The following is a 25,263-nucleotide window of genomic DNA, read 5'->3' as shown; positions in this document are numbered from 1 at the left end:
CAATCGATGGCTTCCTATGAATCATCCTTCTACGGCGAAGGCTACACGCTTATGCCAGCTCCGCTGTCAACCAGCGCTTCAAGCGATTGCCCTGCTGCTTGACCTGCCTCATTGGCCGCCAACCGGTGGCGATGTAAAGTGCGGCCCCTGATTCTTCCCCTCCTGACCTGGTGACGACGCCTTGGCCGAGCCGAACTTTTTCCTGAACGACATCTGGTACTACGCCATGCCCGGCCGCACCCTGGCCGTGGGCGCCATGCGGGCGCAGACGCTGCTGGGCCAGCCGGTGCTGTTCGGCCGCACCAAGGAGGGCGCCGTCTTCGCCCTGCGCGACATTTGCCCCCACCGCGGCATACCGCTGTCCTGCGGCCGATTCGACGGCAAGGAGGTGGAGTGCTGCTACCACGGCTGGCGCTTCGACCGGGAGGGCAAGTGCACCGACATCCCCTCGCTGGTGAAGGGACAGGAGTTCGACCTGAACCGCATCCGCGTGCGCAACTATCCGGTGCGGGAGATCAGCGGCAACGTCTGGATCTGGATGGGCGCCGGGGAGCCCGACCAGGAACCGCCGCAGCCGCCCGGCCTGCCCGCCGACAAGCAGCCGGACATGGTCATGTCCATGGACTTCCCCTGCCACCTGGACCACGCGGTGGTGGGCCTGATGGACCCGGCCCACGGGCCTTTCGTCCACCAGTCCTGGTTCTGGCGCTCCACCAAGTCCATTCATGCCAAGGAGAAGGCCTTCGGCCCCGGCCCCTACGGCTTCGTCATGAAGAAGCACCGGCCGTCCAGCAACTCCCGCGCCTACACCATCCTGGGCGGCGTGCCGGAGACGGAGATTGCCTTCCGCCTGCCCGGCATCCGGACGGAGACCATCTCCACCGGCAAGCACAATGTCTGGAACCTCACGGCGGTGACGCCGGTGGATGAAGGCAACACCCGCATCACCAACCTGTTCTACTGGACCCTGCCCTGGGCCAACCTGCTGAAACCGGTGCTGCGCCCCATCGCGGAGCGTTTCCTGGGCCAGGACCGCGACGTGGTGGTGATGCAGCAGCAGGGGCTGCGCCACGACCCGACCCTGATGCTGATCAAGGACGCCGACACCCAGGCGCGCTGGTATTACCAGCTGAAGAACGAGTTCCGCCGCGCCCGGGAGGAGAAGCGCCCCTTCGAAAATCCCGTGCGCGATACCGTCCTGCGCTGGCGCAGCTGAGGGGTCGATCCGCTATAGTCATGTCCGACCCGCTCGCTGACGAGAGACCGGACATGACCGCGACCGCTGAAACCACCATCGACCTCGGGACCCTGCCCAACTGGGACCTGTCCGACCTGTACAGCGGGCCGGACAGCCCACGGCTGCGGGCGGACCTGGAGCGGGTGGAGCGCGAGGCCCAGGCCTTCCACGGCCGCTATTCAGGCAAGCTACCCGGTTTGTCGGGCAAGGAACTGGGCCAGGCCGTCGCCACATACGAGGCGCTGGATGAGACGCTGACGCGGATCATGAGCTATGCCGGCCTGCTCTACGCCGGCGACCAGAGCGATGGCGCCATCGCCCGCTTCCACCAGTCCATGCAGGAGAAGGTGACCGCAATCTCGGTCCACCTGCTGTTCTTCACGCTGGAGCTGAACCAGCTGCCCGACAAGGACATCGATGCCAAGCTGAAGGCGCCGGAACTGCGGCGCTACGCCGCCTGGCTGCGCGACGTGCGCATCTTCCGCCCCCACCAGCTGTCGGATGAGCTGGAGCGCTTCCTGCATGAGAAGGCGGTGGTGGGCCGCAATGCCTGGACCCGCCTGTTCGATGAGACCATGGCATCGTTACGCTTCCGTATCGATGGCCAGGATCTGACCTCGGCGGAGGCCTTGAACCTGCTGTCAGCGCCGGACGCCGCCACGCGCAAGGCGGCGGCCATCGAAATCGGCGCCGTGCTGGGCCGCAACATCGAGCTGTTCGCCCTGATCACCAACACGCTCGCCAAGGACAAGGAGATCGAGGACAAGTGGCGCCGCTATGACCAGCCCTGGTCGTCGCGCAACCTGTCCAACCGCGTCGAAGACGCGGTGGTGGAGGCGCTGGTGGGCGCCGTGAAGGACAGCTACCCCGCCCTGTCGCACCGCTATTACAAGCTGAAGGCCAAGTGGTTCGGCGGCGACACCCTGGACTATTGGGACCGCAACGCCCCCCTGCCGGACGTCGCGGAGCGCACCATCCCCTGGGAGGAGGCGCGGGAGATCGTACTGTCTTCCTACGCGCGCTTCAGCCCCGACCTGGCCGGCGTGGGCCGCCGCTTCTTCGACAACGCCTGGATCGACGCCCCGGTGCGACCGGGGAAGAACCCCGGCGCCTTCGCCCACCCCACGGTGCCCAGCGCCCATCCCTATCTGCTGGTCAACTACATGGGCAAGACGCGGGATGTCATGACGCTGGCCCACGAGTTGGGCCACGGCGTGCACCAGGTGCTGGCGGGCGGCCAGGGCCATTTGCAGTCCGACACGCCCCTGACCCTGGCGGAGACGGCCAGCGTGTTCGGGGAGATGCTGACCTTCCGTGGCCTATTGGCCGCCGAGACCGACCCCGCCCGCCGCCGCGCCCTGCTGGCCGGCAAGGTGGAGGACATGCTGAACACCGTGGTGCGCCAGACGGCGTTCTACGATTTCGAGCGCCGCGTCCACAGCGAACGGCGCCAGGGCGAACTGTCCGAGGAGCGGCTTGGCGAAATCTGGCAGGCGGTGCAGACGGAAAGCCTGGGCCCTGCGCTGCGATTCGACGCGGGCTATGCCACCTACTGGTCCTACATCCCCCACTTCATCCATTCGCCCTTCTACGTCTACGCCTACGCCTTCGGCGACTGCCTGGTGAACAGCCTCTATGCCGCGTTCGAGGAAGCGTCGGCCCATAACGGGTCCGAGGCGTTCGCGCGCCGCTATCTGGAGATGCTGGCGGCGGGCGGCACCAAGCGGCATAAGGAACTGCTGGCGCCCTTCGGCCTGGACGCCACCGACCCGGCCTTCTGGCACAAGGGCCTGGGCATGCTGAAGGGCTTCATCGATGAGCTGGAGGCGCTGGGCTGAGCGCCCGCCGGCTTGTCCATTTCCGATTCGGGGCATTCCTCGTGTTACGAAGAACAACAACCATGAACCATCGCATTTCCCGCCTGGGCGTTGGCCTGTTGGCGGCCTTGGCCTTCAGCGCGGTCGCGGGCACAGCGCTGGCGGCCGCCCACCCCAAGCACGAGACGGCCAAGAAGCCGCCCGCCAAGGCCAAGGACCTGAACGGCTGGGGCCAGGTCACCTGGGGCATGACCCACAAGCAGATCCTGGCCGCCTACCCCAAGGCACGCGAGTTCGAAATCGGGAACGGCCCCCATGTCCGCTACCTGTTCGGCCTGGAAAGCGTGCGCCTGGGCGGCTGCGTCTATGCCGTGGATTTCGAGATGAAGAAGAACGCGCTGCGCCGCGTTACCCTCTACGGTCTGGAAGCGTCCAAGGAGTGCGGTGACGGTGCCGACGCGCAATTGGTGAAGCAGCTGGGCGCCCCCGCCGGCCGGCAAAAGGACGCCGAATCGGCCAGTGCCGAATGGAAGGCCGGCCACACCAAGGTCACCCTGCGCCGGAGCATCGGCAAGGCCGTCCGCAAGGTGGCGCCGGTGGTGGAATACCAGCCGAAGTAAGGGCCCGAAGTAGTGGAATATTGAGATTCAGGCCGGTTCGCTGGCCTGAGTTCGCAGGGCAATGATCCCATGCCGCGTCGCCGCCCATTCGTTCCCAGGATAGACGTCAACTGTTATGCGGCGTGCTCGCCCCATAAGTCGTGAGAACCAACCTGTCGGTCGTACCCATTCTTCGCGATTCGAGCGGCCTCTTATGGCTCGCTCAAGCCACACACGATCAAAACCCGCCCACTCTCCCGCCACGTCAAACATGTTGGAGATGCAGACAGGATGGATTTCATCGCAGAGGATGGCGTCCAGTTCGTCGAGGCTGTAAGGCGATTCCGCAAGGATCTTGATCCGCCATTCGCGGGATAGCGAGACATCCGTATCGAGATACATATCCGACAGGGCGCTCCAGACGGGGCGCCGCGCCTGCAGTTGAGCTTCGGAAAACCAGTCGTCTTCTTCGCCCATCAGATTCGCCTGAGCTACGTACGATGCGACAGCGTATAGCCAATCATTCTTAACGCAAAAGGGCGGCCCGATGGGACCGCCCTTTTTCTACTCGGCTGTGTCTTCTGATCAGTGGATCAGTGCAGCTTGCCGGGCAGCTCCTCGATGGCCGAGGCCACCATGGCGTCGCTGCGCGACTGGTCGATGGTCTGGGTCAGCAGCGATTCGGTGGCGGCCAGGGCCACGTCCACGGCCAGGCTGCGCACCTGCTGCAGGGCGGCGGCCTCGGCCTGGGCGATCTTCTCCAGGGCCTGGGCCTCGCGGCGCTTCAGGGTCGCCTCCAGGTCCGCTTCCGCGTGCTGGCGGATGCGGTCGGCCTCTTCGCGGGCGGCGGCGATGATGGCGTCAGCCTCCTTCATCGCGTCGCGCTGCTTCTTCTGATAGGCGGTCAGGGCCGCCTCGGCGTCCTGGCGCAGCTTCTGTGCGGTCTCGATCTCCAGGCGGATCTTCTCGGCGCGAGCGTCCAGGCTCTTGCCCAGAGCGCCGAAGCCGCCCTTCCAGATCACCAGGGCGAAAAAGACGACGAAGGCGACGCCAACCCAGAAAGTGGGATTCTGCAGATCGAACATCACGCACGCTCCTTCAGGGCGGCATCGACGGCGCCATCGACGCCGGCCTGATCGGGCTCGACACCCGCCAGCTTGGCGACGGCAGCGGCAGCAGCCTCGGCGGCCACGGCGCGGACGTTGGCGAGAGCGGTCTGCTTCTGGCCCTCGATGCGGGCCTCGGCTTCCTTCTGCTTGGCGGCCAGACCGGCGACGACATCGGCCGTGCGCTTGGCGGCCGCGGCGTCGGCCGTGGCGGCGGTGTCGTTCAGCAGCTTGTGGGCGCCGGCGCGGGCCTCGGCCACCGCCTTCTCATAGGCGGCGACGATGGCGTCGGTCTCAGCCTTCAGCTGCGTGGCCTTGTCCAGGTCGCCGGAAATCTTGGCCTCGCGGGCCTCCAGAACGGCACCGACGCGCGGCAGGCCGACCTTGGTCACCAGCACGTAGAGCGTGCCGAAGGTGATGGCCAGCCAGAAAATCTGAGACGCGAACGTCTTGGTGTTCAGCTGGGGCAGACCCTTTTCGTCATGCACGCCAGCCTCGTGCTCCACGCTGTCCGTCGCGTGGGCGGTTTCTTCACCCGTCTGCGCGAACGACGGCGTGCCGCCCAGGGCCACCGTCAGGACGGCGGCGGCGGCAAGGCCCTTCAGCCACACCATGAGCCTTGGATTCACCATGAAGATCACCTTGTTTGCGAGATCGCCCGGAAAAGGCTGGCGCTGAAATCGCATCACGGGTGTTGGCCCATGAGGCATCCCGCACCGGGCCATCGCCGGAAATCGGATCGGAACCTGTGAAGCGGGTTGACGATACGGCCGGCCGCATTGGCCCCGAACATGGGCTCAGGGGCGGCGACCGGCATAATACCGGCCCCGCCCCTTCAACCTACTTCAAACGCGGGCGGTCTTCCCCTAAGGGCTGGCCGCCGCGGCCGTTCCATCAAGCCCAGGGTCAGGCTTAGGCGAACAGGATCAGGAAGGCGATCAGCAGCGCGAACAGCGCCACGGCTTCGGTCAGCGCGAAGCCCAGAATGCCGATCGGGAACACGGAGGCGCGGGCGGCCGGGTTGCGGCCCACGGAGGCGATCAGATTGGCGAAGATGTTGCCGATGCCGATGCCGACACCAGCCAGGGCGAACATGGCCAGACCGGCGCCGATGAACTTAGCGGCTTGCGGATCCATTATAGACTTCCTCTGTGTGATGGAACGGTTGAAGGGTGAAGACAGGCCCTACGGTCGGACGATCGCGGCTTAGTGCAGCTCGATGGCGTCGCGGATGTAGAGGCAGGTCAGGATGGTGAAGACGTAAGCCTGCAGGAAGGCGACCATGATCTCGAAGCCGATCAGGGCCACGTTGATCGCCACCGGCACGGCGCCGGCCAGCCAGCCGACGGCGCCCAGGGCCCCGATCATCGTGATCGTGAAGCCGGCGAAGACCTTCAGCATGGTGTGGCCCGCCATCATGTTGGCGAACAGTCGGATGGACAGGCTGACCGGCCGCATCAGATACGAAATGATCTCGATGGGGATCAGGATGGGCGCCAGCGCGATGGGCGCGCCCGAGGGGAAGAAAAAGCTGAAGAAGTGGAAACCGTGGCGGATCAGCGCCACCAGGGTCACGAACACGAACACCAGGGCCGCCAGCGTGAAGGTCACGATGATGTGGCTGGTGAAGGTGAAGGTGCCGGGGATCATCCCGATCATGTTGCCGAACAGCACGAAGGCGAAGATCGAGAACACCAGCGGGAAGTAGGGGCGCGCCTGGGCGCCGGCGTTGTCCCGCACCATGCCCGATACGAATTCGTAGAGCAGCTCCGCCACCGACTGCAGCCGGCCGGGGACCAGGGCGCGCGACGCGGTGCCGGCGACCAGCAGGCCCGTGACAAGCACGGCCGCGACCACCATGTAGAGGGAGGAGTTGGTGAAGGAGACGTCGTGCCCGGCGAGATGCAGAGGAACGATCTGCTCGATGCGAAACTGATGCAGCGGATCAGTGGCCACGATTCCCCTCACCTTCATCCTTGTTGGGGGTGGAGTTGGTTCCGCCCCCTGAGTTGGCGCCCGTGTCCGGTCGCCGATATCCCACCGCGTATCCCATGCCGTTGACGGCCCGGTATACATTCAACATCGCGGCAGCCGACCCGAGGACGAACATCACGATCAGTCCCCAGGGCGACGTGCCCAGCCAGCGATCGATGACCAAACCGCCACCGACGCCGACCACCATCGCCGCGACCAACTCGGCACCGACACGAAACGCGACGCCCAGCATGCCGTTTCCCGCCTCATCCTTCCGCTGTGTGGGGGAGGAAGAGGAAGACTCGGCACCGCGTCGCGCATCCCGCAATCGGGCCTCAAGCTCATCCAAGGAAGGCGGGGGTGTCTGGTCCGTCAAGGTCTAAACCCCTGGAGGTATGCCCCTTCCGCCGCAATGGAGTCGTCGCCATGCGAAAGCGGCGGCACCATACGGGGCGGTACACCCCCTGTCAAGTCGCAAAAGTACAGGGCCAAGCCCATGATTCTAAAGGACTATTTTGGCGCCCCGCGTGGCATGCAAGGGGGTGATGCCACAAGCTCAGCCGCCGCCGCGCGCGCCACCCTGCGTAGCACCGCCAGCCATGCCCGGCTCAGCCCCCGGCGCCAGCACCGTCGCCTCCACCGCCAACGGCGCCGCGGCCTTGAAGCGCAGGGTCAAATGGACGCGCTGCCCAACTTGTAGGGGCTGGGTCAGGCCCATCAGCATGATGTGCGGCCCTTCGGGCTTCAGCGTCACCGTGCCCCCCGCCGGCAGCGCCACGCCATCGGCCAGGGGCCGCATGCGGGCAATTCCGTCCACCACCTCCGCCATGTGGATCTGGGCCACCTTGCCCACATCGGCCTCCACCCCCACCAGCCGGTCGGCCGGCCCCTTGTTGTGCAGGGTGAGGAAGGCGACGCCGGCCCTGGCACCCCGGATGGTGGGCCGCGACCAGGCGGCGGTGGCCTCGATGGCGGGCGCGGGCGCCTCCTGGGCAACGGCCGGCGCGACGGTCATCACCGGCGCGGCGGCGATCATCAGCGACGCGAGAAGGGAGCGGATGCGGACCATGGTTTGCCCCTATTGAGGATGCGACGGGCCCCCTCTGCCCGAACGGGGCCGGATGCCGCAATTGGACAGAAGCGCCCAGCGGCGCCCTACTTCCCAGCCCCTACTTCCCGGCCGCCCCCTTGGCCATGGCCTCGCGGATGCCCTTCACCATGTCCTCCGCCGTGGTGCCCCGGGCGAAGATGGTGGCCAGGCGGTTGTCCGGATCCATGAGGTAGACGTAGGTGGAATGGTCCATGAGGTAGTTTTCCGGATCGTCGCCGGCCACCTTGGCGGCATAGACCCGCCAGGCGCGCGTGGCGGCGGAGACCTGGGCGGCCGTGCCGGTCAGCCCCACCAGGCGGGGATGGAACTGGGCGACGTAATCCGACAGCTGCTGCGGCGTGTCGCGGCCGGGATCGACGCTGATGAAGATGGGCTGCACCTTGTCGCCCTCCGCCCCCAGCTGGTCCATGGCCTGGGCCATGACCTGCAGCTCGGTGGGGCAGATGTCCGGGCAGAAGGTGTAGCCGAAGAACATCAGCCGCCAGGAACCGGCGTAGCTTTTCTCCGTCACCGTCTTGCCGGACTGGTCCACCAGAGTGAAGGGGCCGCCCACGGCTACCCCCGGCACGATCTGGCCGCCGCCGCCCGAGGCCGGGGCAGCACCCGTGCTGCTGGCGCTGGAGGCGGGGCGGGAGGACGGCGGCGCCCCCAGCCACCATGCCACCAGGGCCGCGAAGGCGAGCGCCGGCACCAGGGTGACCAGCAGGCGGATCAGACGTTTCTTGGCCATGGGATGTGCGGCGCCCGTGCGACGGGAAGATGGGTCCCCTTTACCCTAGCGCGCCCCGGCCCTGAAAACAAAGGCGGGCGGCACCCATCGGCACCGCCCGCCCCTGGTTCTAAAGTCTAGGCCACCCGCTTAAAGGACGCCCAGCATGCTGGCCACCAGCGGGTGGCGCACGATGTCGCGGTCGTTCAGGCGGACCACGGCGATGCCTTCCACCGCCTCCAGCCGGCGGGCGATGTCGGCCAGGCCGGACAGCCCGTTCAGCAGGTCGGACTGGTCCGGGTCGCCGGTCAGCACCATGGTGGAGTGCCAACCCAGACGGGTCAGCAGCATCTTGATCTGGCCATAGGTGCAGTTCTGCGCCTCGTCGATCACGACGAAGGCGTTGTTCAGGGTGCGGCCACGCATGAAACCCACCGGCGCGATCTCGATCGTGCCTTCCGCCATCAGGGTGCGCAGCCGCTTGCCGCCCAGGCGGTCGTTCAGCGCGTCATAGAGCGGGCGCAGGAAGGGGGCCATCTTCTCCCCCATATCGCCCGGCAGGTAACCGATGCTCTCACCCGCCTCGATGGCCGGGCGGGAGAGGATGATGCGGTCCACCCGGTTGGCCTCCAGTGCTTCCACGGCACTGGAAATGGCCAGGTAGGTCTTGCCCGTGCCCGCCGGGCCCAGCGCCAGCGCCAGGTTATGGCTGGCGATGGCCTCCATCAGGACCTTCTGGTTGGGGCTTTGCGGTTTGACCTTGCGCACATAGCTCTGATCCCGCCGCTCCTCGATGGGGTCCCAGCTGCCGCTGACGGGGCCGCCAGCGGCCCCATTGGCGGCCCGGGCGGGCATCGCATCGGGGAAAAGCGGGCGCACCTTGTCGGAGCTGGAGCCGCCGGAAGTCACCTTCACTGGACGCTTGGCCATGTCTGTCTCCTCAGTCACACCGAATTGAGCCGCGGGAACGCCCGCGGCCAGGTTACTAGGCAGGCAGGAACCGCGTGCCGGGCGACCCCGGGGGTTGGGACCCCGGGCGCCGGAGACCGGGCACGAAAAAACCGCATCCCCAGGTCAGCGGGGCATGCGGTTTGGAGAGGGCCATCGTGGGGCGCCGGATGGGGCGATCCGCATCCCCTCGCGGGGCCGGATGCCGCGGACCGTGCGATGCGGCGGGACGATGGCGGCCGATTGCGGGTGGCCTCAAGGGTCAACGGCGGCGGGGGCATCGGGGGAAGTCCGTTCCCCCGGCAGGCACACGACAGCACAGGCAGCGGCGCACAGTTTGGCAATACCCCGACCCGTCATTCTTGAGTGACGACCCTGGTATGCACTCTACCGCACCTGCGAGCATCTGTCAGCAGGCCTTGGGGCATACATCAAATATTCATACCACATGTGGTGACCAGAAGACCCCGAGTCGCCGCACCCAGCCAACCGCGAAGACATTCCCGAGTCGGGCCGCCCTTGCCCTTTCGGGATAAGGTGGCGTGAGCCGGTGCGGCCGGCCGGTTTCGGCACCGCGGCGAAAACGCCCCCGCGATTCAAGAGGCTGCCCCTTGGCCGCCCCCCGCCACCCAGGTTCGCACCGGAGGTGCAGGCACCCGAAGGTGCACTAAGACTCAATAAATATTGTGTGGGCTGGCGCTTTCCGCTCAAAATGTGGATCTGAGGATTCCCTTGACGCCTGCGCCCATCTGGTCTTGAAACGCGCCTTCGATGGGTCCGGCCTGGGGCGCCGTCCTGCCGTTCGGCAAGGACGTGCCGTCGCATTTCGAGGACCCTCTGCCCCCCGCGGGCGATCGGACGCAGGCCCCTGCCCCCGGCTGGGGCGCCAAGGGACGTTCCGGCCACGCGCGGACGGGTGATGGTCAGGCAGATTAGGGACTAAGGGGTCAGGGGCGAGATGAGCAACCAGGTGGCATTCCGGGACGCGCCGTTCCAATTGCGCGGCAGCAATTTCACCATGATGGTGCTGAAGGTCTCGGACCCGCATGCCCAGAATTTTTTCTTCGCCCTGTCGGACAAGGTGCGCCAGGCGCCCAATTTTTTCCGCAATGCGCCGGTAGTGCTGGACCTGGATGATCTTCCCCCGGGGCAAGGCTTTGATTTCGAGAATTTCTGCGATCTGCTGCGCACGCTGGGCCTGATCGCCGTGGGTCTGCAGGGCGGCACCCGTGAACAGCAGGAGGCGGCGCTGGCCGTGGGCCTGGCCGTGTTCCCGCAGGGCCGTGCCACGGCGGACGCCCAGCCGGCGACGCCCCGCCCTGTGGCGGTGGCCGACGCACCGGTCGCCGCAGCACCCGTTCCGGCGCCCGCGCACGACCTGCCCTACCAGAAGGCAACCCTGCTGGTGCGGGAGAACGTGCGGTCCGGCCGGCAGCTGTATGCCCAAGGCGGCGACCTGGTGGTCATCGGGTCGGTGTCGCCGGGCGCCGAGCTGGTGGCCGACGGCAACATCCATGTCTATGGCGCCTTGCGCGGCCGCGCGCTGGCGGGCATGGCGGGGGACCACAACGCCCGCATCTTCTGCCAAAGCCTGGAGGCGGAGATGGTCTCCATCGCCGGGCTGTACCGGGTGAGCGAGGATCTGGAGAAATCCGTCCTGCGCCGCCAGGTCCAGATCTACCTGGACCAGGGTTTCCTGCACATCGATCCGGTCACCGTCTGACGCACGGCCGGTTTTCCCAGTAACCTTCTTTTCCAAGGGAGACGTTCTTGGCCAAGATCATCGTCATGACATCGGGCAAGGGCGGCGTCGGCAAGACCACCTCATCCGCCGCCTTCGGCACCGGCCTGGCCTTGCGGGGGTTCAAGACCTGCATCATCGATTTCGACGTGGGCCTGCGCAACCTGGACCTGATCATGGGGTGCGAGCGCCGCGTGGTTTTCGACTTCATCAACGTCATCAATGGCGAGGCGCGCCTCAGCCAGGCGTTGATCAAGGACAAGCGGGTGGAGAACCTGTACATCCTCCCCACCTCGCAGACCCGCGACAAGGACGCGCTGACCGAGCAGGGCGTCGAGAAGATCCTGAACGAGCTCAAGAAAGAGTTCGACTACATCATCTGCGACAGCCCGGCCGGCATCGAACGCGGCGCCCTGATGGCGCTGTACTTCGCCGACCACGCCATCATCGTCACCAACCCCGAGGTCTCCTCGGTGCGTGACAGCGACCGCATCCTGGGAGTCATCCAGGCCAAGTCGCGCCGCGCCGAGAAGGGCGAGGCCCCGGTGCAGGAACACCTGCTGGTCACCCGCTACGACCCGGAGCGGGTGGAAAAGGGTGAAATGCTGAAGGTCGAGGACGTGCTGGAGATCCTGGCCATCCCGCTGCTGGGCATCATTCCGGAAAGCCCCGCCGTGCTGCGCGCCAGCAACGTCGGCATGCCCGTGGTGCTGGACGACAAGTCCAACGCCGGCCAGGCCTATTCCGACGCCGTGGGCCGCTTCCTGGGCGAGAAGATCGAGCACCGCTTCGTCAAAGTGGAGAAGAAGGGCTTCTTCGACCGGCTGCTGCGGAGGACCGCATGAGCATCTTCGATTTCTTCCGCACGCCCAAGAAGGCGTCCGCGGCCGACCAGGCCAAGGAACGCCTGCAGATCGTCCTGGCCCATGAGCGGGCCGGCCGCGACAGTCCCGACTTCCTGCCCCAGCTGCAGAAAGAGCTGCTGGACGTCATCAAGAAGTACGTCTCCATCGACGACGACAAGGTGGCGGTGAAGCTGGACCGGGCCAGCGGCTATTCCACGCTGGAGGTCAACGTGGAACTGCCCGCGCCGGCCAAGGGGGCGGCCCGCGCCGCCGCCGGCGGCAAGGTCGCGGCAGCCGGGAACGCTTGAGTTTTTGTTCCTCAGGCGCCGGCGGCCGCGTCCGCGGCCTTGGCTATCCTCGTTCCGCCCTGCGGTGCTCACTCCGGGGCCAGCGGTCACTGGTCTGAGGAGAGCTGGGCGGATATGAACTCGGCAGAGGCCGGTCCCCGGGGGCCGGCCTTTGTCGTTTCAGGCAGCGTCCGCCTGCACCGCTTGCTGACGCAACTTGGCGGCCAGCGCCGTGGCCTGGGCGTCGTCGAAGCCGTCCAGCGCCTCCAGCACCACCTCGCGCAGGTCGGCATGGCGGGCGGCGCGACGCAAGGCTACCAGGCTGTCGGCATCTACGCCGACATGATCCATGACCGAGGCCAGGGCGGCCACCGTCTCCCGCGTCGGCGCCGCCGTCACCAGTTGCGCCAAGTCGGCGCGCACGGTGGGCCGGCCCAGCCGGCCCAGGGCGCAAACGGCGCCGGTCGCCACCGACCGGTCGGGATCGGCCCGCAACCTTTCCAGCGCGTCGATGACGGGGAATTCCGCCTGGCGCACACACCGGCAGGCCGCCGCCCGGGCGGCGGCGTCCGCCGTGCCCAGCAGGCGCAACAGCACCTTGCGGTCCAGCGCCACCTCCAGCCGCACGGCGGCGGTGAGGGCCGCCACCTCCACCGGGCCGGCCAGCCCCACGCCACCCAGCAGGCCGGCGACGATGGCCGTCGCCTGCGGCCCGCCGATAGCGGCCAGCGCCTCCAGCACCGCCACCGGTTCCCGGCCGCTGAGACCATAGCCGGCCAGCCGCCGCAGGCGCAGGCCCAGCAGAGGCACGGCAGCGGTCAGGCGGCGGCGCCCAGCCTCTGCGATCAGGAGCAGGGCCTTGCTGAGCGGTGCGTCCGGCAGCCGGGCCAGCAGCGCGGCGTCATCCAGGTCGGCTGGCGCCGGTTCGGCGGGTGGGCGGGGACGTAGGGGCGTGGGCGCGTTCACCGCGACCGGGGGCGGCGCACCAAACAAATCCATCTGGTTCACGGCCCCATCCGCCGTCTTGGGCTTGCGCGCCTTCGCCATGATCTTTCCCACCCAGATCGAACAATACAGGAACATACTAGGCACGCCTGTTCCCATTCGTCAATCTCCGGCGGCGTGTCCCATCGCCTTTCGGTAGCCGGCTTTTGCTGACTTATCCCCTTCCGGCGGTCGTGATAAGAGGGATGACCTGCAATGTATGGGAGCGCATCGTGGCCGGCCTGTCCTGGATCAACATGTTCGCGGGGGTCCACCGCCCCATCGTCAGGGGCGCCGCGCTTCTGACCCTGTCCCTGGGCATAGTGCTGCATCCGGGCGCCACCCGCGCCGCCAATTGCGACCAGCCGGCTTCGGAGGAGGAGCAGGTGCAGTGCCTGGGCGCCGACCTGCGCCGTACCGACGCCGAGATCAACCGCGTCTATGGCGAAGTGCGCAGCAAGCTGGACGATGCCGGCAAGCTGGCCCTGCGCAATGAGCAGCGCGCCTGGCTGAAGCGGCGGGATGAGACCTGCGGCCTGGACAACAAGGAAAGCGACCGCGAGAAGTGGTTCCAGGCAATCCTGGCCAACCGTGCCAAGACCGTCTGCGTCGTCCGCTTCACCAATGAACGCTCGGCCCAGCTGGCGGCGGAACAGGCGGGCAAGGCCCCGGCACCGGAGGTACCGGCCGCCACCGCGTCCGGCGACCTTTATGAAATCTGGGGCAAGCCGGTCAGCACCGGCAAGTGGTATGTCGAGGCCACCATCGACATGGGCGCGGTGGCCAAGCGGGCGGAAACCGCCTTGTTCTTCGGCGCGGAAAGCCAGGAGGGCAGCTACGGCCCGCTGATGCAGCTACGCCACAACCGCGCCAATGAACCCAAGCACGTGCTGGGCCTGGCGGTGGATCTGGACGGCGGCTGGCTGTATACGCGCGTGGACGGCAGCTGGGGGAAAAGCGCGCCCGGACAGACGGGCGGCCTGCAGATCCCGGTTCGCCTGCCCACCGTGATGGGGCTGACCTCCAGCGTCTCCATGGCCGGTTTGATCAAGGATGGGCTGGTCAGCGTGAACTTCGGCGAGCGGCCCTTCGTCTACGCCGTCCCGGACGGATACAAGCCCCTGAAGTAAATAAAATATCCTAGGCCTTCGGCCGCTTCTCGGCGAAGGTATGTTCGGGCCCGGGGAAGCGCCGGGCCCGGACGTCGTCGGCATAGGCCTGGGCGGCGGCGCCCACCTGCGTGGCCAGATCGGCGTAGCGCTTCACGAACTTGGGCGTGAAATCGGCGAACAGGCCCAGCATGTCGTCCGACACCAGCACCTGGCCGTCGCAGGCGGCACTGGCCCCGATGCCGATGGTGACCACGGGCACCAGTTCCGTCACCTGGCGGGCCAGCGGCTCCACCACCCCCTCGATCACCAGGGCAAAGGCCCCGGCCTCGGCCACGGCCCGGGCATCCCCCAGGATCTTGGCCTGTTCCGCGTCATTCCGCCCGCGGGCGCGGTAGCCGCCCAGCACGTTCACCGCCTGGGGCGTCAGCCCGACGTGGCCCATGACGGGTATGCCCCGGCGCACCAGGAAGTCAATGGTGGTCGCCATTTCCTCCCCGCCTTCCAGCTTCACGGCGGTGGCGCCGGTCTCGGCCAGGATGCGGGCGGCGACGCGGAAGGCCTGCTCGGGGCTTTCTTGATAACTGCCGAAGGGCAGATCCACCACCACGGCGGCGTGATTGGAGCCGCGCACCACGGCGGCGCCATGGGCCACCATCATGTCGACCGTGACGCCCAGGGTGCTGGGCAGGCCGTACAGCACCATGCCCAGGCTATCCCCCACCAGCAGCACGTCGCAATGCGGGTCCAGCAGGCCGGCCATGGGGGCTGTGTAGGCCGTGAGGCACACCACGGGGGTAGCCCCTTTGCGGGCGGAAATGTCAGGAACGCTCAAGCGTTTCACGGCGGTGGTGGCGCTCATCCCGGTGGCGATCCTCAAGGGAAGGACGTTTTGCGCCGCATCCCTACACCAAAGCGGCGCGCCGCGCCAATGAATGGCGACGCGTCGCAGCCGGCGCACCACTCCCGCCCTCGTTCCGTCACCAGAACTTCGCTATGTTAATCTTTTAGCCCGCCCTCTACGGATGGCGGGCCCGGACCAGAGCCAGGACCAGAAAAGGCGGCGCATGCAGTCGGCGGTGGACGCGAGCAAGGACAAATGGCCCGGCCCCTCGGCGGAGCCCACGGCCGGCGTACCCGTCTCCGGGGGGTTCTGGCGCAAGCTGCTGGCCTTTTCCGGCCCCGGCTATCTGGTGGCCGTGGGCTATATGGATCCCGGCAACTGGGCGACCGACATCGCCGGCGGTTCCCGCTTCGGCTACACGCTGTTGTCCGTGGTGCTGCTGTCCAGCCTGATGGCCATGCTGCTGCAGGCCCTGTCGGTGCGCCTGGGCATCGCCAGCGGCCGCGACCTGGCCCAGCTGTGCCGGGAACGGTATGGCCCCCGCACCGCCGTCCTGCTGTGGATATTGTGCGAAATCGCCATCATCGCCTGCGACGTCGCGGAGGTCATTGGCTCCGCCATCGCGCTGAAGCTGCTGTTCGGCCTGCCCTTGATCGTGGGCGCCCTCATCACCGCGTTCGACAGCCTGCTGATCCTGGCCCTGCAGAACCGGGGCGTGCGCCGGCTGGAGGCCTTCATCCTGGGCCTCATCACCCTGATCGGCCTCTGCTTCCTGGCGGAGGTGGCGTTGAGCCGGCCGGGTGTGGGCGCCGTGCTGGCGGGCTTTCTGCCCACGGCCGACCTGCTGGGCGACCCGGCCAAGCTGTACGTGGCGGTGGGCATCCTGGGCGCCACCGTCATGCCCCACAACCTCTATCTCCACTCCGCCGTGGTGCGCACCCGCGCCTTCCCCCGGGATGAGGAGGGCCGGCGCGAGGCCATCCGCTTCGCCACGCTGGACAGCACGGTGGCCCTGTTCATCGCCTTCTTCATCAACGCCGGCATCCTGATCCTGGCGGCGGCCGCCTTCCACGGCCAGGCGTTGGTGGAGGACATTGAGGAGGCCTACCGCTTGCTGGCCCCCATGCTAGGCGCGCCGCTGGCCAGCCTGCTGTTCGCGGTGGCGCTGCTGGCCGCAGGCCAGAACTCCACCGTCACCGCCACCCTGGCCGGCCAGGTGGTGATGGAGGGCTTCGTCTCCCTGCGGCTGAAGCCGGTGTGGCGCCGGCTGATCACCCGCCTGCTGGCGCTGGTGCCCACCCTGCTGGTGCTGGCCATCGCCGGCGACGCGGCGGCCACCACCCTGCTGATCTTCACCCAGGTGGTGCTGAGCCTGCAGCTGCCTTTCGCCGTCATTCCCCTCGTCCGCTTCTGCGGCGACCGGAGCGTCATGGGACGCCTGGCGGCGCCCCGCTGGCTGCTGGCCCCCGCCTGGGCGGTGGCGGGCGTCATAGTCATCCTGAACGGCGTGCTGATCGTCCAGACGGTCACAGGGTAAGGGCGGCGGCGGAAGGGGCTAAAGCCCGAACAGGCGGCGGAACGCCACCTCCTGCGCCGCTGGCACGCTATGCCGGGCCGCCAGCTCGGCCAAGGCCGCCGCCATGGCCGCCATCGGGCCGGACCAGTCGTTCATGCGCGTCTGGCGGAACAGCCGGGCGGTGGGGTACCAGGGGCTGTCCGTCCGATCGCGCATCCACCGCCAATCCGGCCGGTTGGAAATGAGCAGCCAGACCGGCTTGCCCAAGGCGCCCGCCAAATGGGCGACCGACGTGTCGACGGCGATCACCAGGTCCAGGTTGGCGATGGCCGCCGCGGTCTCGCCGTAGTCGCTCAGGCGTGTGGACAGGTCTGTTATCCGCCCGGCCGGCATCTGCCCCACGTCGGCCGCGCGCGGTCCCACCTGCAGGCTGTACCAGCGCACGCCGGGCACCATCCACAGGGGGATCAACGCCGCCAGCTGATGGATGGACCGATGACGGTCGCCCCGGTGGCCGGGATTGCCGGCCCAGACCAGCCCCACCCGCAGGCCGGGCGCGCGGGTGTCCGCATCCTCCGCCGCGAACCAGGCACGCCAGCGGGCCAAGGCCGCGGCGGGCGGTGTCATATAGGGAACCGCCGCCGGCACCGTCGCCAGCGTGGTGCCCAGCAGGTAGGGCAGGCTGAGCAAGGGGGCATGCACATCACAGGTCGTCGGCACCTCGTCGCCCACCAGCAGCGCGTCGATGCCCGGCACGCTGGCCACCAAATCCGCCAGGCTGCGCGGCGTGCGCAGCACGATGCGGGCCGGTGGGCCCGAGCGTCCCGGTCCGCCCCACCAGCGCCGGTCGGCATAGCGGCTGAACTGGATCAGGTCGCCCATGCCCTGTTCGGTATGCAGCGTCAGGGTGCGCCCGGTCAGGTCCTGGCCCGGGCGCCAAGCCCGTTCGGGCATCACGTCCCACAGCCGGGTCTCGTGCCCATCGCGCAGGCGCCACTCATATTCCGCCCAGCCTTCCTCCAACTGGCCCATCTGCAGGCAGGCCATGCCCAGGTTGACATGGGCGGTGACGAAATCGGGCTTGAGGGCGATGGCCCGGCGCAGCGAGGTCTGCGCCTCAGCCACCCGCCCGGCGTCCAGCAGCACGATTCCCAAGGTGTTGTGCATGTCCGCGTTACGGGGTGCCACCGCCAGGCCGCGGGCGGCGGCGGCGAGCGCCTCTCCGCTACGGTCCAATCCGTGGAGGGTGGCGGCCATCACGCCCAGCGCCAGCTCACTGTCCGGCTGCAGCACCAGCGCCCGCCGGGCCATGTCCAGCGCCTCCTCCAGGCGGTTCTGGCCCTGCAAGGCGACGGCCAGGCAAACATGGGCATCGATCGACTGCGGGTCGCGGGCCAGCGCGCCGCGCCCCAACGCCTCCACTTCCTCCCAGCGCTGCCGCTCCACCAGGCAGCCCGACAGCGCGTGGATGGCGTCGGACTGCCCGGGGTCCAGCGCCACGGCCTGCCGGAGCGAGTCGATGGCGGCGTCCAGCTCCTTCATGTCGCGCAGGGCCACGCCCAGGCAGGTATGGGCCAGGGCCAAATCCGGCCGCAGGGCAAGGGCACGGCGCGCCATGTCCGCCGCCTCCGCCAACGCGCCATCAGCCTGCAGCGCAATGCCAAGGTTGCACCAGTGCCCGGCGTCCTCGGGCGCCAGCTCCACCGCGCGCCGATAGGCGGCGATGGCGTCCCCCACGCGCCCAAGGCCACGCAGGGCGTTCCCCAGGTTGCCCTGGGCGTCGGCATAGTCGGGCGAGAGAGCCAGGGCCTGGGCGTAGGCGTCCAGCGCGGCCTGGGCGTGGCCCGCCGCGAGGTGGGCGTTGCCGATGGCATTCAGCTCGATCGCCTGGTCCCGCCGTCCGTCCGTCTCAGGCGGGCGTGGCTCCTCCTCGGCCGGCGGCGAGGGCGCCTGCAATTCCGCGGCCTGGCGGCGGACGGCCATGGCCTCGTCCTCGCGGCCCGCATCGGCCAGGGCGTTCCCCAGATTGACGAGCAGTTGGGGATTGCCCGGCTGGACGGCCACGGCGGCGCAGTAGACCTCGATGGCCTCGACCAGCTGCCCCTGGCGGTGCAAGGCCACCCCCAGATTGGCCAGCGCGGGCATGAAGTCCGCCCGCACGGCCAGGGCCCGCCGGAAGGCATCCACCGCCGCCTCGGCATAGCCCAGCTGCAGCAGCGCCACGCCCAGGTGGGTCCAGGCCGCGGCGTCATCCGGCGCCGCCGTCACGACCGCGCTATAGTGGGCTGCCGCTTCGGCCCACTGGCCCGCCAGCATCAATTTCCGGCCGTCGTCACTCACGCCCCGCCCCACCCCTAAAGCCGCCCCATCGGACGGCATCCTAAAACGAAAAAGGGCGCCGATGTCACCACCGGCGCCTTCTTACCCCCGAATGAACCGCGCCCGCATGCCGGGCGGGTCAGTCGAACGCCTCGTCCCAGCTGCCGCCGGTGGCGGCCTTGCTGTATTCCGTGGCGCGGTTTTCGAAGAAATTGGCATGTTCCACGCCGTTCAGCATGACGTCCATCCACGGCAGCGGATTTTTTTCCACGCGATAGATGGGCTGCAGCTCCAGCTGCACCAGGCGGCGGTCGGCGATCCAGCGGATGTATTGCTTCACATCCTCGGCCGTCAGGCCCTGCACGCCGCCCATCTCGAACGCCAGGTCGATGAAGGCATCCTCATGCGCCACGATGGTGGAGCAGGCGACGTAGAGATCCTTCTGGAAGGCTTCCGTCCAGATGTCCGGGTTCTCGGCCACGAAGGTGCGGAACAGGCGGATGGCGGACTGGGTGTGCAGCGTCTCGTCGCGCACCGACCAGGTCACGATCTGCCCCATGCCCTTCATCTTGTTGAAGCGCGGGAAGTTCATGAGGATGGCGAAGGAGGCGAAGAGCTGCAGGCCTTCGGTGAAGGCGCCGAACACCGCCAGCGTCTTGGCGATGTTGGCCGGATTGTCCACCGTGAATTCCTGCATGTAGTCGTACTTGTCCTTCATCTCCTTGTAATGGAGGAAGGCGGAATACTCGACCTCGGGCATGCCGATGGTATCCAGCAGGTGGCTGTAGGCCGCGATGTGGATGGTCTCGATGTTGGAGAAGGCCGAGAGCATCATCTGCACCTCGGTCGGCTGGAACACCGCCGCGTACTTCTTCATGTAGCAGTTGTTCACCTCGACGTCGGCCTGGGTGAAAAACCGGAAAATCTGGGTCAGCAGGTTGCGCTCGCCGTCCGACAGCTTCTGGCGCCAGTCCTTCACGTCGTCGGCCAGCGGCACCTCCTCCGGCATCCAGTGCAGGCGCTGCTGCGTCAGCCAGGCCTCATAGGCCCAAGGATAGCGGAAGGGCTTGTAGACGGGGTTCGGGGTCAAAAGCTGGCTGGGCACGGGCGAAATCCGTTCGTCTATACGTCGTTGGTGAAATAATCAGAACCAGCCTGACGACTTGGTCAGCGCCTCGAAGGGCGCCATCATCGCCGCCAGGAATTCATCGGCGGTCACTTTGCCGTCGTGATCGGCGTCCCACTTGTCGAACTTGCGCAGCGACTGGGCGCGCAACTCCTCGCGGGTCACCCGGAAATCGCTGTCGGTGTCGGCCGACATCACCGGATCCAGGCCCACCTGCAGGCGCACGCGGGAGCCCTGGTAGCTGGCGCCATCGGGTAACGCCTCCACCGAATCCGGCTGCACCGCGCGCTCCTGGGCGCCCAACAGGGGCGTCACCGGATGCGGCTGCGCCCGGAAGGGCTGGGTCAGGCGGTACTTCTCCAGCTCGGCCGAGGTGATGCTGCCATCGTGGTCCAGGTCGAACAGGTCGAAACTCCGGTCCGCGTCGGCAATCACCTCATCCCGGGTCAGCACACCGTCGTGATTGGCGTCCGTCTGGTGGAACCAGAGCATCAGCACCGCCTTGTACTGCAGCTGGCTGCCCGAGGGCGGCCCCAGGATCTGCCCCGACGGGCTGACCGGCACCAGCTGCAGGTAGGGATTCACCGGCAGGTCATGCCCCCCGCACCCCGCCAGGCCGAACCCCAGGGCGCCCGTCAAGGCCACCCTGGCCAGTGCCTTCACAACCCGCATGCGACTTCCCCGCCAGCATCAATGGACCGATCGAGGAAGACCGGCCCCTGGAGCCATCGATCGTCGATCAACGGCTCACTGGCAAGCCAGGCATTCCTCATAGTTGTTGGTTTCCACGGCCGCCGGGGCGCTGGCTTTCGCTTCCGTCTTCTTGGCCACGACGGCACCGATGTCGGCCTCCGCGCGCTGGATGGACATGGAGCGTAGATAGTAGAGGCTCTTCACGCCCTTCTTCCAGGCCTGGAAATGGATCTGGTGCAGGTCGCGCTTATGCACGTCGGCCGGCAGGAAGATGTTCAGGCTCTGCGACTGGCAGATGAAGGGCGTGCGATCGGCCGCATGCTCGATCAGCCAGCGCTGGTCCAGCTCGAACGCCGTCTTGAAGACATCACGCTCCAGATCCGACAGGAAGTCCAGATGCTGGACGGACCCACCGTTCAGGGTGATGGACGACCAGGTGTCCTCGTCGTTGCGGCCATAGGTCGCCAGCACCTGCTCCAGATGCTTGTTGCGCACCGAGAACGATCCCGAGAGCGTCTTGTGGTTGAAGGCGTTGGCCGCCGCCGGCTCGATGCCCGGCGAGGCGCCGCCGCAGATGATGGAGATGCTGGCGGTGGGCGCGATGGCGATCTTGTTGGAGAAGCGCTCCTCATAGCCGTAGTCGGCGGCGTCCGGGCAGGCGCCGCGCTCCCGGCCCAGCTTCAGCGATGCCTCGTCGGCCTGGCGCTTGATGTGGGCGAACATGCGCTTGTTCCACACCTTGGCCATCACGCCCTCGATGGGCAGGCCCTGGCTCTGCAGGAAGCTGTGGTAGCCCATGACGCCCAGGCCCACCGAGCGCTCGCGCATGGCGGAATAGCGGGCGCGCTCCATATCGTCCGGCGCCTTCGCGATGAAGTCGCTCATGACGTTGTCGAGGAAGCGCAGCGTGTCCTCGATGAAGGTGGGATGGTCCTGCCACTCCAGGAAATATTCCAGGTTCAGGGACGACAGGCAGCAGACGGCCGTGCGCTCCTTGCCCAGCTGGTCCAGCCCGGTAGGCAGCGTGATCTCGCTGCACAGGTTGGACATCTTCACCGACAGGCCGGCCAGCTTGTGGTGTTCCGGCATGGCGCGGTTCACATGGTCGATGAACAGCAGGTAGGGCTCGCCCGTCTCGATGCGGGCGGTCAGGATGCGGATCCACAAGGACCGCGCAGAGATGCGGCGGATGACCGAGCCGTCCTTGGGGCTGGTCAACGCCCATTCCTCGTCGGCCTCCACCGCGCGCATGAAGGCGTCGGGGATGACCACGCCGTGGTGCAGGTTCAACGCCTTGCGGTTCGGGTCGCCGCCGGTGGGGCGGCGCATCTCGATGAATTCCTCGATCTCCGGGTGCGAGACCGGCAGGTAGGTCGCGGCGGAGCCACGGCGCAAGGATCCCTGGCTGATGGCCAGGGTCAGGCTGTCCATGACGCGGATGAAGGGCACCACGCCGGAGGTCTTGCCGTTGCCGCCGACCTTCTCACCGATGGAGCGCAGGTTGCCCCAATAGCTGCCGATACCGCCGCCGCGCGAGGCCAGCCAGACGTTCTCGTTCCACAGGTCGACGATGCCCTTCAGGCTGTCGTTGCACTCGTTGAGGAAGCAGCTGATGGGCAGGCCGCGCGAGGTGCCGCCGTTGGACAGCACGGGCGTGGCCGGCATGAACCACAGCTTGGAGATATAGTCGTACAGCCGCTGGGCGTGGGCCGCGTCGTCAGCGTAGTAGCTGGCCACACGCGCGAACAGATCCTGGAAACTTTCACCGGGCAGCAGGTAGCGGTCGGTCAAGGTGGCCTTGCCGAAAGCCGTCAGCAGATCATCCCGGGAATGATCCACAACGACCGCCGGACGGTTAGCAACTTGAATCCTGCCGAAAACGTCTCCGTCCCGCATGACTTATCCCCAGGCTGTGTATGAATTGCGCTGTGGATAACCGAGGACCGGATACCACATCTAGCGGCAACGAGCGCTGATCCTACCAAATCGTGACAGTACGCCAACGGATTTTTTGTATCTCCGAAGGGCATTTTTCCGTTGCGTCGGAAAAGCCCAGGGATACTGCGGCCAGCATGGGGTATCCTGCCCGCCAGCCATGGTTAATGAGGGTGCGGACCTGCCCGAAAGGGGGCCGCCCGATGCCCTGGAGGGTCGCCTGATGTTCATCGCGTGCTCCAACCTCATCGTTCCCAACCCCCCTATATCTTGTGCCGGCATCGCGGTGGGGGACATAGATGGTGATGGGCGCTTCGATTTCGTCGTCACCTGCGCCGATGCGCCCAACCGCGTGCTGAGCTGGGACGGCGGCGCCCTGGTGGAGCATCCGGCGGGCCCCCTGGCCGATGCCAGCGCCTGCGCCCGGGCGGCCCTGTTCGCCGACATGGATGGCGACGGCCGGGAAGAGCTCTACATATTGAACGAACCCGTCGCGGCCGGCGCGCTGCCCACGCCGGACCGGCTGTTCGCCTGCTTCGGCAACCGCTGGGTCGACTTGGCCGCCCTGCCGGAGAACTTCGCCGCCGCCAACCGCGCGGCCGGCACGTCGCTGGCCTGCCTGGACCGCCACGGCACCGGCCGCTACAGCATCGTGGTCGGGGGCGAGGGCGTGCCCCTGCAGCTGTTCGAACTGGACCGCCGCGGCCGCCTGCACGAGGTGGCGGAGGAGGCGGGGCTGGACATCGAGGCCGACGCCCGGCTGTTGCTCGGATCCTGCCTCACCGGTTCACTGCCCGATCTGTTCGTCGGCTGCGCCAACGGCCCCAACCTGTTGTTCCGCAACCTGGGCGGCGGCCAGTATGAGGAGATCGCGGACGAGGTGGGGCTGGACGACCCCTTCGCCAACGCCAGCGCCGCCACCATCCTGGACGCCGACGGCGACGGGCTGGTCGATCTGCTGCTGGGCAACGTTCAGGGGCCGCAGCGCCTGTTCCAGCATCGCGCCGGCGGCGGCTTCGTCGACGTGGCGCCGGCGGAGATGGCGCAGCCGGGTCCGGTGCGCGCCGTCATCGCCGCCGATTTCGACAACGACGGCTATGAAGAGCTGTTCTTCCACATGCATGGCCAGCCCAACCGCCTGTTCGCCTGGCGGGAGGATCGATGGGTGTCCATCGACGTGGGCGACGCCGCCGAACCGGAGGGCCTGGGCACCGCCGCGGTGGTGGCCGATATCGACGGTGACGGCCAGTTGGAACTGCTGCTGGGGCATGGCGATGGTGAAGCCCAGCCCCTGTCGCTGTTCCTGGCATCCCCCACCGGCAACAACTGGCTGCGCGTCCTGCCCCTGACGGCCGGCGGCGCGCCGGCGCGGGGCGCCACCGTCTGCCTGACCGCCGGCGGCCGGCGGCAGCTGCGCAGCATCACCGGCGGGTCCGGGGGCCCCTATCAGCGCGAGCCCGTGGCCCATTTCGGCCTGGGTGACCTGACACTGGTCGATCTGCTCGACATCACTTGGCCGGACGGCGCCACACTGCGGGTGGAACAGCCCGACCTCTGCCGCCTGCTGGTGGTCCACCATCCCAGCCTGGGGCAGCAGCCGACGTGCTAGCTTTCGTTGCTCTCAAGCGCCAGCGGCCCCTTCCGGGGCCTTGGCTGATCGCTCACTTTTCAGAAAGTTCCGGCGCCCACCGTCCCGTGATTGTCGCTTCGCTCGGGAAAGCGGGCGCCGGTGACCTCTCCCAGGCCTAGGCCTGGTTGAGCAGCGAGGGGGCGACGCCCTTGGTCTGGCTGGCGGCGCCAGCGAGATCGCTCATCAAGGACTGGACGGCCTCCATCATGGCATCCATGGCGGTGGGGTTGTTCTCACCCTCAGGTCCGCCATGGCGGACCTCGATGGAGGTGCCGTCGGGCAGGTCGGCATGGAAGGTGTCGAGCGTGCGGGACTGTTGTGCGCCACCACCCGAGGCCGGATCGGCGGACGCCTGCTTCGACGGCTGCGCGCCGTCCTGGATGTCCACCTTGCTGAACGCCTTCACCATGTCTTCCAGCGAACTGAGCATTTGGGCGCTGAACCCGCTGAAACCGCCGCCGATATGCGCGATTCCGACAGAGAAGCCGTTGGGAAGGCTCACGCTCAGGGAATCGGTCTCGGTCTTCCCGTCGCCGAGCAGGCCGCTGAAGCTGGCCGACGGGTCGGCCGGGGCCCCGGCCGGGCCGCTCGCGCCGGGCTGGGTGGGCGTGAGGGGGGAATTGCTGATGTTGCTGATGGACATGGGTGACGCACTCCCAAGAAGAAGGTGTGCGCACGAACGCAACCATCGTGCCGATGATTGCAGAACTGCCAAACCCAGGCGTTTCGAGCA

25 protein-coding genes are annotated in these 25,263 nt (G+C 67.5%); 9 read left to right on the top strand and 16 right to left on the bottom strand.

Annotated elements, in window-relative coordinates; translation table 11 throughout:
* Positions 1-181: 181 nt before the first annotated feature.
* The 3 genes from FBZ88_RS18500 (at position 182) to FBZ88_RS18490 (ending at position 3,674) form a co-directional block, all read left to right on the top strand.
* Positions 182-1,216 (top strand): aromatic ring-hydroxylating oxygenase subunit alpha, encoded by a 1,035-nt coding sequence (locus tag FBZ88_RS18500; RefSeq protein WP_211102716.1) that lies wholly within the window; start codon positions 182-184, stop codon positions 1,214-1,216.
* Positions 1,217-1,269: 53 nt separating this feature from the next.
* Positions 1,270-3,075, top strand: coding sequence for a M3 family oligoendopeptidase (locus tag FBZ88_RS18495; RefSeq protein WP_145618648.1), 1,806 nt, complete (start codon positions 1,270-1,272; stop codon positions 3,073-3,075).
* Between the two features lie 62 nt (positions 3,076-3,137).
* Positions 3,138-3,674: a hypothetical protein gene (locus FBZ88_RS18490; protein ID WP_145618647.1), complete on the top strand. Its 537-nt coding sequence runs from the start codon at positions 3,138-3,140 to the stop codon at positions 3,672-3,674.
* A 27-nt stretch (positions 3,675-3,701) separates the two neighbouring features.
* On the opposite strand, the gene FBZ88_RS18485 is transcribed toward FBZ88_RS18490, so the two are convergent.
* The 9 genes from FBZ88_RS18485 to FBZ88_RS18445 all read right to left on the bottom strand — a co-directional run bounded on the left by FBZ88_RS18485 (position 3,702) and on the right by FBZ88_RS18445 (position 9,483).
* A complete protein-coding gene (locus FBZ88_RS18485) occupies positions 3,702-4,130 on the bottom strand; it encodes a DUF7079 family protein (RefSeq protein ID WP_145618646.1) in 429 nt (142 codons plus the stop codon).
* 116 nt (positions 4,131-4,246) lie between these two features.
* Positions 4,247-4,738: a F0F1 ATP synthase subunit B family protein gene (locus FBZ88_RS18480; RefSeq protein ID WP_145618645.1), complete on the bottom strand. Its 492-nt coding sequence runs from the start codon at positions 4,736-4,738 to the stop codon at positions 4,247-4,249.
* Complete coding sequence (locus tag FBZ88_RS18475; protein WP_186464476.1) at positions 4,738-5,391, bottom strand: F0F1 ATP synthase subunit B family protein; 654 nt, start codon at positions 5,389-5,391, stop codon at positions 4,738-4,740. The genes FBZ88_RS18480 and FBZ88_RS18475 overlap by 1 nt, the downstream gene beginning before the upstream one ends.
* Before the next feature lie 280 nt (positions 5,392-5,671).
* Complete coding sequence (locus FBZ88_RS18470) at positions 5,672-5,896, bottom strand: ATP synthase subunit C family protein (protein WP_088870973.1); 225 nt, start codon at positions 5,894-5,896, stop codon at positions 5,672-5,674.
* Positions 5,897-5,965: 69 nt separating this feature from the next.
* Positions 5,966-6,733 carry a F0F1 ATP synthase subunit A gene (locus tag FBZ88_RS18465; RefSeq protein WP_088870972.1) on the bottom strand — a complete coding sequence of 256 codons (768 nt, stop codon included), beginning with the start codon at positions 6,731-6,733 and terminating at the stop codon, positions 5,966-5,968.
* Positions 6,705-6,986, bottom strand: coding sequence for an AtpZ/AtpI family protein (locus tag FBZ88_RS18460; RefSeq protein WP_246138734.1), 282 nt, complete (start codon positions 6,984-6,986; stop codon positions 6,705-6,707). The genes FBZ88_RS18465 and FBZ88_RS18460 overlap by 29 nt, the downstream gene beginning before the upstream one ends.
* A 303-nt stretch (positions 6,987-7,289) precedes the next feature.
* Positions 7,290-7,802: a copper chaperone PCu(A)C gene (locus tag FBZ88_RS18455; RefSeq protein WP_145618642.1), complete on the bottom strand. Its 513-nt coding sequence runs from the start codon at positions 7,800-7,802 to the stop codon at positions 7,290-7,292.
* Positions 7,803-7,902: 100 nt separating this feature from the next.
* Positions 7,903-8,574: an SCO family protein gene (locus FBZ88_RS18450; protein ID WP_246134638.1), complete on the bottom strand. Its 672-nt coding sequence runs from the start codon at positions 8,572-8,574 to the stop codon at positions 7,903-7,905.
* A gap of 129 nt (positions 8,575-8,703) precedes the next feature.
* Positions 8,704-9,483, bottom strand: a complete 780-nt coding sequence (locus FBZ88_RS18445; RefSeq protein ID WP_040847915.1) for a PhoH family protein — start codon at positions 9,481-9,483, stop codon at positions 8,704-8,706.
* 976 nt (positions 9,484-10,459) lie between these two features.
* Between FBZ88_RS18445 and minC the strand changes: the two genes are divergently transcribed.
* Genes minC through minE form a run of 3 tightly spaced genes read left to right on the top strand, consistent with a single transcriptional unit; the run spans position 10,460 to position 12,395 of the window.
* Positions 10,460-11,224, top strand: a complete 765-nt coding sequence (gene minC / locus FBZ88_RS18440; RefSeq protein ID WP_145618641.1) for a septum site-determining protein MinC — start codon at positions 10,460-10,462, stop codon at positions 11,222-11,224.
* Positions 11,225-11,271: 47 nt separating this feature from the next.
* Complete coding sequence (gene minD / locus FBZ88_RS18435; protein WP_088870968.1) at positions 11,272-12,087, top strand: septum site-determining protein MinD; 816 nt, start codon at positions 11,272-11,274, stop codon at positions 12,085-12,087.
* Positions 12,084-12,395 (top strand): cell division topological specificity factor MinE, encoded by a 312-nt coding sequence (gene minE, locus FBZ88_RS18430; protein ID WP_145618640.1) that lies wholly within the window; start codon positions 12,084-12,086, stop codon positions 12,393-12,395. Before minD ends, minE begins: the two co-directional genes overlap by 4 nt.
* Before the next feature lie 159 nt (positions 12,396-12,554).
* On the opposite strand, the gene FBZ88_RS18425 is transcribed toward minE, so the two are convergent.
* Entirely contained in the window at positions 12,555-13,421 is an 867-nt protein-coding gene (locus FBZ88_RS18425) for a hypothetical protein (RefSeq protein ID WP_145618639.1), read from the bottom strand.
* A 143-nt stretch (positions 13,422-13,564) separates the two neighbouring features.
* Between FBZ88_RS18425 and FBZ88_RS18420 the strand changes: the two genes are divergently transcribed.
* Complete coding sequence (locus FBZ88_RS18420) at positions 13,565-14,488, top strand: lysozyme inhibitor LprI family protein (RefSeq protein ID WP_145618638.1); 924 nt, start codon at positions 13,565-13,567, stop codon at positions 14,486-14,488.
* A 10-nt stretch (positions 14,489-14,498) separates the two neighbouring features.
* Here the strand turns inward: FBZ88_RS18420 and panB are convergent, their stop codons facing one another.
* The gene (gene panB / locus FBZ88_RS18415) at positions 14,499-15,329 is read right to left on the bottom strand and encodes a 3-methyl-2-oxobutanoate hydroxymethyltransferase (RefSeq protein WP_145618637.1); all 831 of its coding nucleotides are present in this window, start codon (positions 15,327-15,329) and stop codon (positions 14,499-14,501) included.
* Between the two features lie 205 nt (positions 15,330-15,534).
* On the opposite strand from panB, the gene FBZ88_RS18410 reads away from it, so the two are divergent.
* A complete protein-coding gene (locus FBZ88_RS18410) occupies positions 15,535-16,848 on the top strand; it encodes an Nramp family divalent metal transporter (protein ID WP_088870964.1) in 1,314 nt (437 codons plus the stop codon).
* An 18-nt stretch (positions 16,849-16,866) separates the two neighbouring features.
* Here the strand turns inward: FBZ88_RS18410 and FBZ88_RS18405 are convergent, their stop codons facing one another.
* From FBZ88_RS18405 to FBZ88_RS18390, 4 genes are all read right to left on the bottom strand, one after another.
* Positions 16,867-19,167 carry a tetratricopeptide repeat protein gene (locus FBZ88_RS18405; RefSeq protein WP_186464475.1) on the bottom strand — a complete coding sequence of 767 codons (2,301 nt, stop codon included), beginning with the start codon at positions 19,165-19,167 and terminating at the stop codon, positions 16,867-16,869.
* 118 nt (positions 19,168-19,285) lie between these two features.
* Positions 19,286-20,251 (bottom strand): ribonucleotide-diphosphate reductase subunit beta, encoded by a 966-nt coding sequence (locus FBZ88_RS18400; protein WP_145618635.1) that lies wholly within the window; start codon positions 20,249-20,251, stop codon positions 19,286-19,288.
* A gap of 39 nt (positions 20,252-20,290) precedes the next feature.
* The gene (locus FBZ88_RS18395) at positions 20,291-20,944 is read right to left on the bottom strand and encodes an EF-hand domain-containing protein (protein WP_145618634.1); all 654 of its coding nucleotides are present in this window, start codon (positions 20,942-20,944) and stop codon (positions 20,291-20,293) included.
* Between the two features lie 75 nt (positions 20,945-21,019).
* Positions 21,020-22,861, bottom strand: coding sequence for a ribonucleoside-diphosphate reductase subunit alpha (locus tag FBZ88_RS18390; protein ID WP_145618633.1), 1,842 nt, complete (start codon positions 22,859-22,861; stop codon positions 21,020-21,022).
* Positions 22,862-23,123: 262 nt separating this feature from the next.
* Between FBZ88_RS18390 and FBZ88_RS18385 the strand changes: the two genes are divergently transcribed.
* On the top strand, positions 23,124-24,509 hold the full coding sequence (locus FBZ88_RS18385; protein ID WP_145618632.1) for a CRTAC1 family protein: 1,386 nt from the start codon (positions 23,124-23,126) through the stop codon (positions 24,507-24,509).
* A gap of 136 nt (positions 24,510-24,645) precedes the next feature.
* Here FBZ88_RS18385 and FBZ88_RS18380 read toward each other — a convergent pair whose 3' ends face one another.
* Positions 24,646-25,173, bottom strand: coding sequence for a hypothetical protein (locus FBZ88_RS18380; protein ID WP_145618631.1), 528 nt, complete (start codon positions 25,171-25,173; stop codon positions 24,646-24,648).
* Positions 25,174-25,263: the final 90 nt, after the last annotated feature.

Origin of the sequence: Nitrospirillum bahiense (genome assembly GCF_007828025.1) — a bacterium.
Lineage (GTDB): Bacteria > Pseudomonadota > Alphaproteobacteria > Azospirillales > Azospirillaceae > Nitrospirillum > Nitrospirillum amazonense.
This window is presented reverse-complemented; position numbering and strand designations above follow the sequence as displayed.

Excerpts from the sequence above, each read along its gene's own strand:
- FBZ88_RS18495 (WP_145618648.1), top strand. The coding sequence starts at position 1,270 with ATGACCGCGACCGCTGAAACCACCATCGACCTCGGGACCCTGCCCAAC.
- FBZ88_RS18490 (WP_145618647.1), top strand. The coding sequence starts at position 3,138 with ATGAACCATCGCATTTCCCGCCTGGGCGTTGGCCTGTTGGCGGCCTTG.
- FBZ88_RS18485 (WP_145618646.1), bottom strand. The coding sequence starts at position 4,130 with ATGGGCGAAGAAGACGACTGGTTTTCCGAAGCTCAACTGCAGGCGCGG.
- FBZ88_RS18480 (WP_145618645.1), bottom strand. The coding sequence starts at position 4,738 with ATGTTCGATCTGCAGAATCCCACTTTCTGGGTTGGCGTCGCCTTCGTC.
- FBZ88_RS18475 (WP_186464476.1), bottom strand. The coding sequence starts at position 5,391 with ATGGTGAATCCAAGGCTCATGGTGTGGCTGAAGGGCCTTGCCGCCGCC.
- FBZ88_RS18470 (WP_088870973.1), bottom strand. The coding sequence starts at position 5,896 with ATGGATCCGCAAGCCGCTAAGTTCATCGGCGCCGGTCTGGCCATGTTC.
- FBZ88_RS18465 (WP_088870972.1), bottom strand. The coding sequence starts at position 6,733 with ATGAAGGTGAGGGGAATCGTGGCCACTGATCCGCTGCATCAGTTTCGC.
- FBZ88_RS18460 (WP_246138734.1), bottom strand. The coding sequence starts at position 6,986 with ATGCTGGGCGTCGCGTTTCGTGTCGGTGCCGAGTTGGTCGCGGCGATG.
- FBZ88_RS18455 (WP_145618642.1), bottom strand. The coding sequence starts at position 7,802 with ATGGTCCGCATCCGCTCCCTTCTCGCGTCGCTGATGATCGCCGCCGCG.
- FBZ88_RS18450 (WP_246134638.1), bottom strand. The coding sequence starts at position 8,574 with ATGGCCAAGAAACGTCTGATCCGCCTGCTGGTCACCCTGGTGCCGGCG.
- FBZ88_RS18445 (WP_040847915.1), bottom strand. The coding sequence starts at position 9,483 with ATGGCCAAGCGTCCAGTGAAGGTGACTTCCGGCGGCTCCAGCTCCGAC.
- minC (WP_145618641.1), top strand. The coding sequence starts at position 10,460 with ATGAGCAACCAGGTGGCATTCCGGGACGCGCCGTTCCAATTGCGCGGC.
- minE (WP_145618640.1), top strand. The coding sequence starts at position 12,084 with ATGAGCATCTTCGATTTCTTCCGCACGCCCAAGAAGGCGTCCGCGGCC.
- FBZ88_RS18425 (WP_145618639.1), bottom strand. The coding sequence starts at position 13,421 with ATGGCGAAGGCGCGCAAGCCCAAGACGGCGGATGGGGCCGTGAACCAG.
- FBZ88_RS18420 (WP_145618638.1), top strand. The coding sequence starts at position 13,565 with ATGACCTGCAATGTATGGGAGCGCATCGTGGCCGGCCTGTCCTGGATC.
- panB (WP_145618637.1), bottom strand. The coding sequence starts at position 15,329 with ATGAGCGCCACCACCGCCGTGAAACGCTTGAGCGTTCCTGACATTTCC.
- FBZ88_RS18410 (WP_088870964.1), top strand. The coding sequence starts at position 15,535 with ATGCAGTCGGCGGTGGACGCGAGCAAGGACAAATGGCCCGGCCCCTCG.
- FBZ88_RS18395 (WP_145618634.1), bottom strand. The coding sequence starts at position 20,944 with ATGCGGGTTGTGAAGGCACTGGCCAGGGTGGCCTTGACGGGCGCCCTG.
- FBZ88_RS18390 (WP_145618633.1), bottom strand. The coding sequence starts at position 22,861 with ATGCGGGACGGAGACGTTTTCGGCAGGATTCAAGTTGCTAACCGTCCG.
- FBZ88_RS18385 (WP_145618632.1), top strand. The coding sequence starts at position 23,124 with ATGTTCATCGCGTGCTCCAACCTCATCGTTCCCAACCCCCCTATATCT.
- FBZ88_RS18380 (WP_145618631.1), bottom strand. The coding sequence starts at position 25,173 with ATGTCCATCAGCAACATCAGCAATTCCCCCCTCACGCCCACCCAGCCC.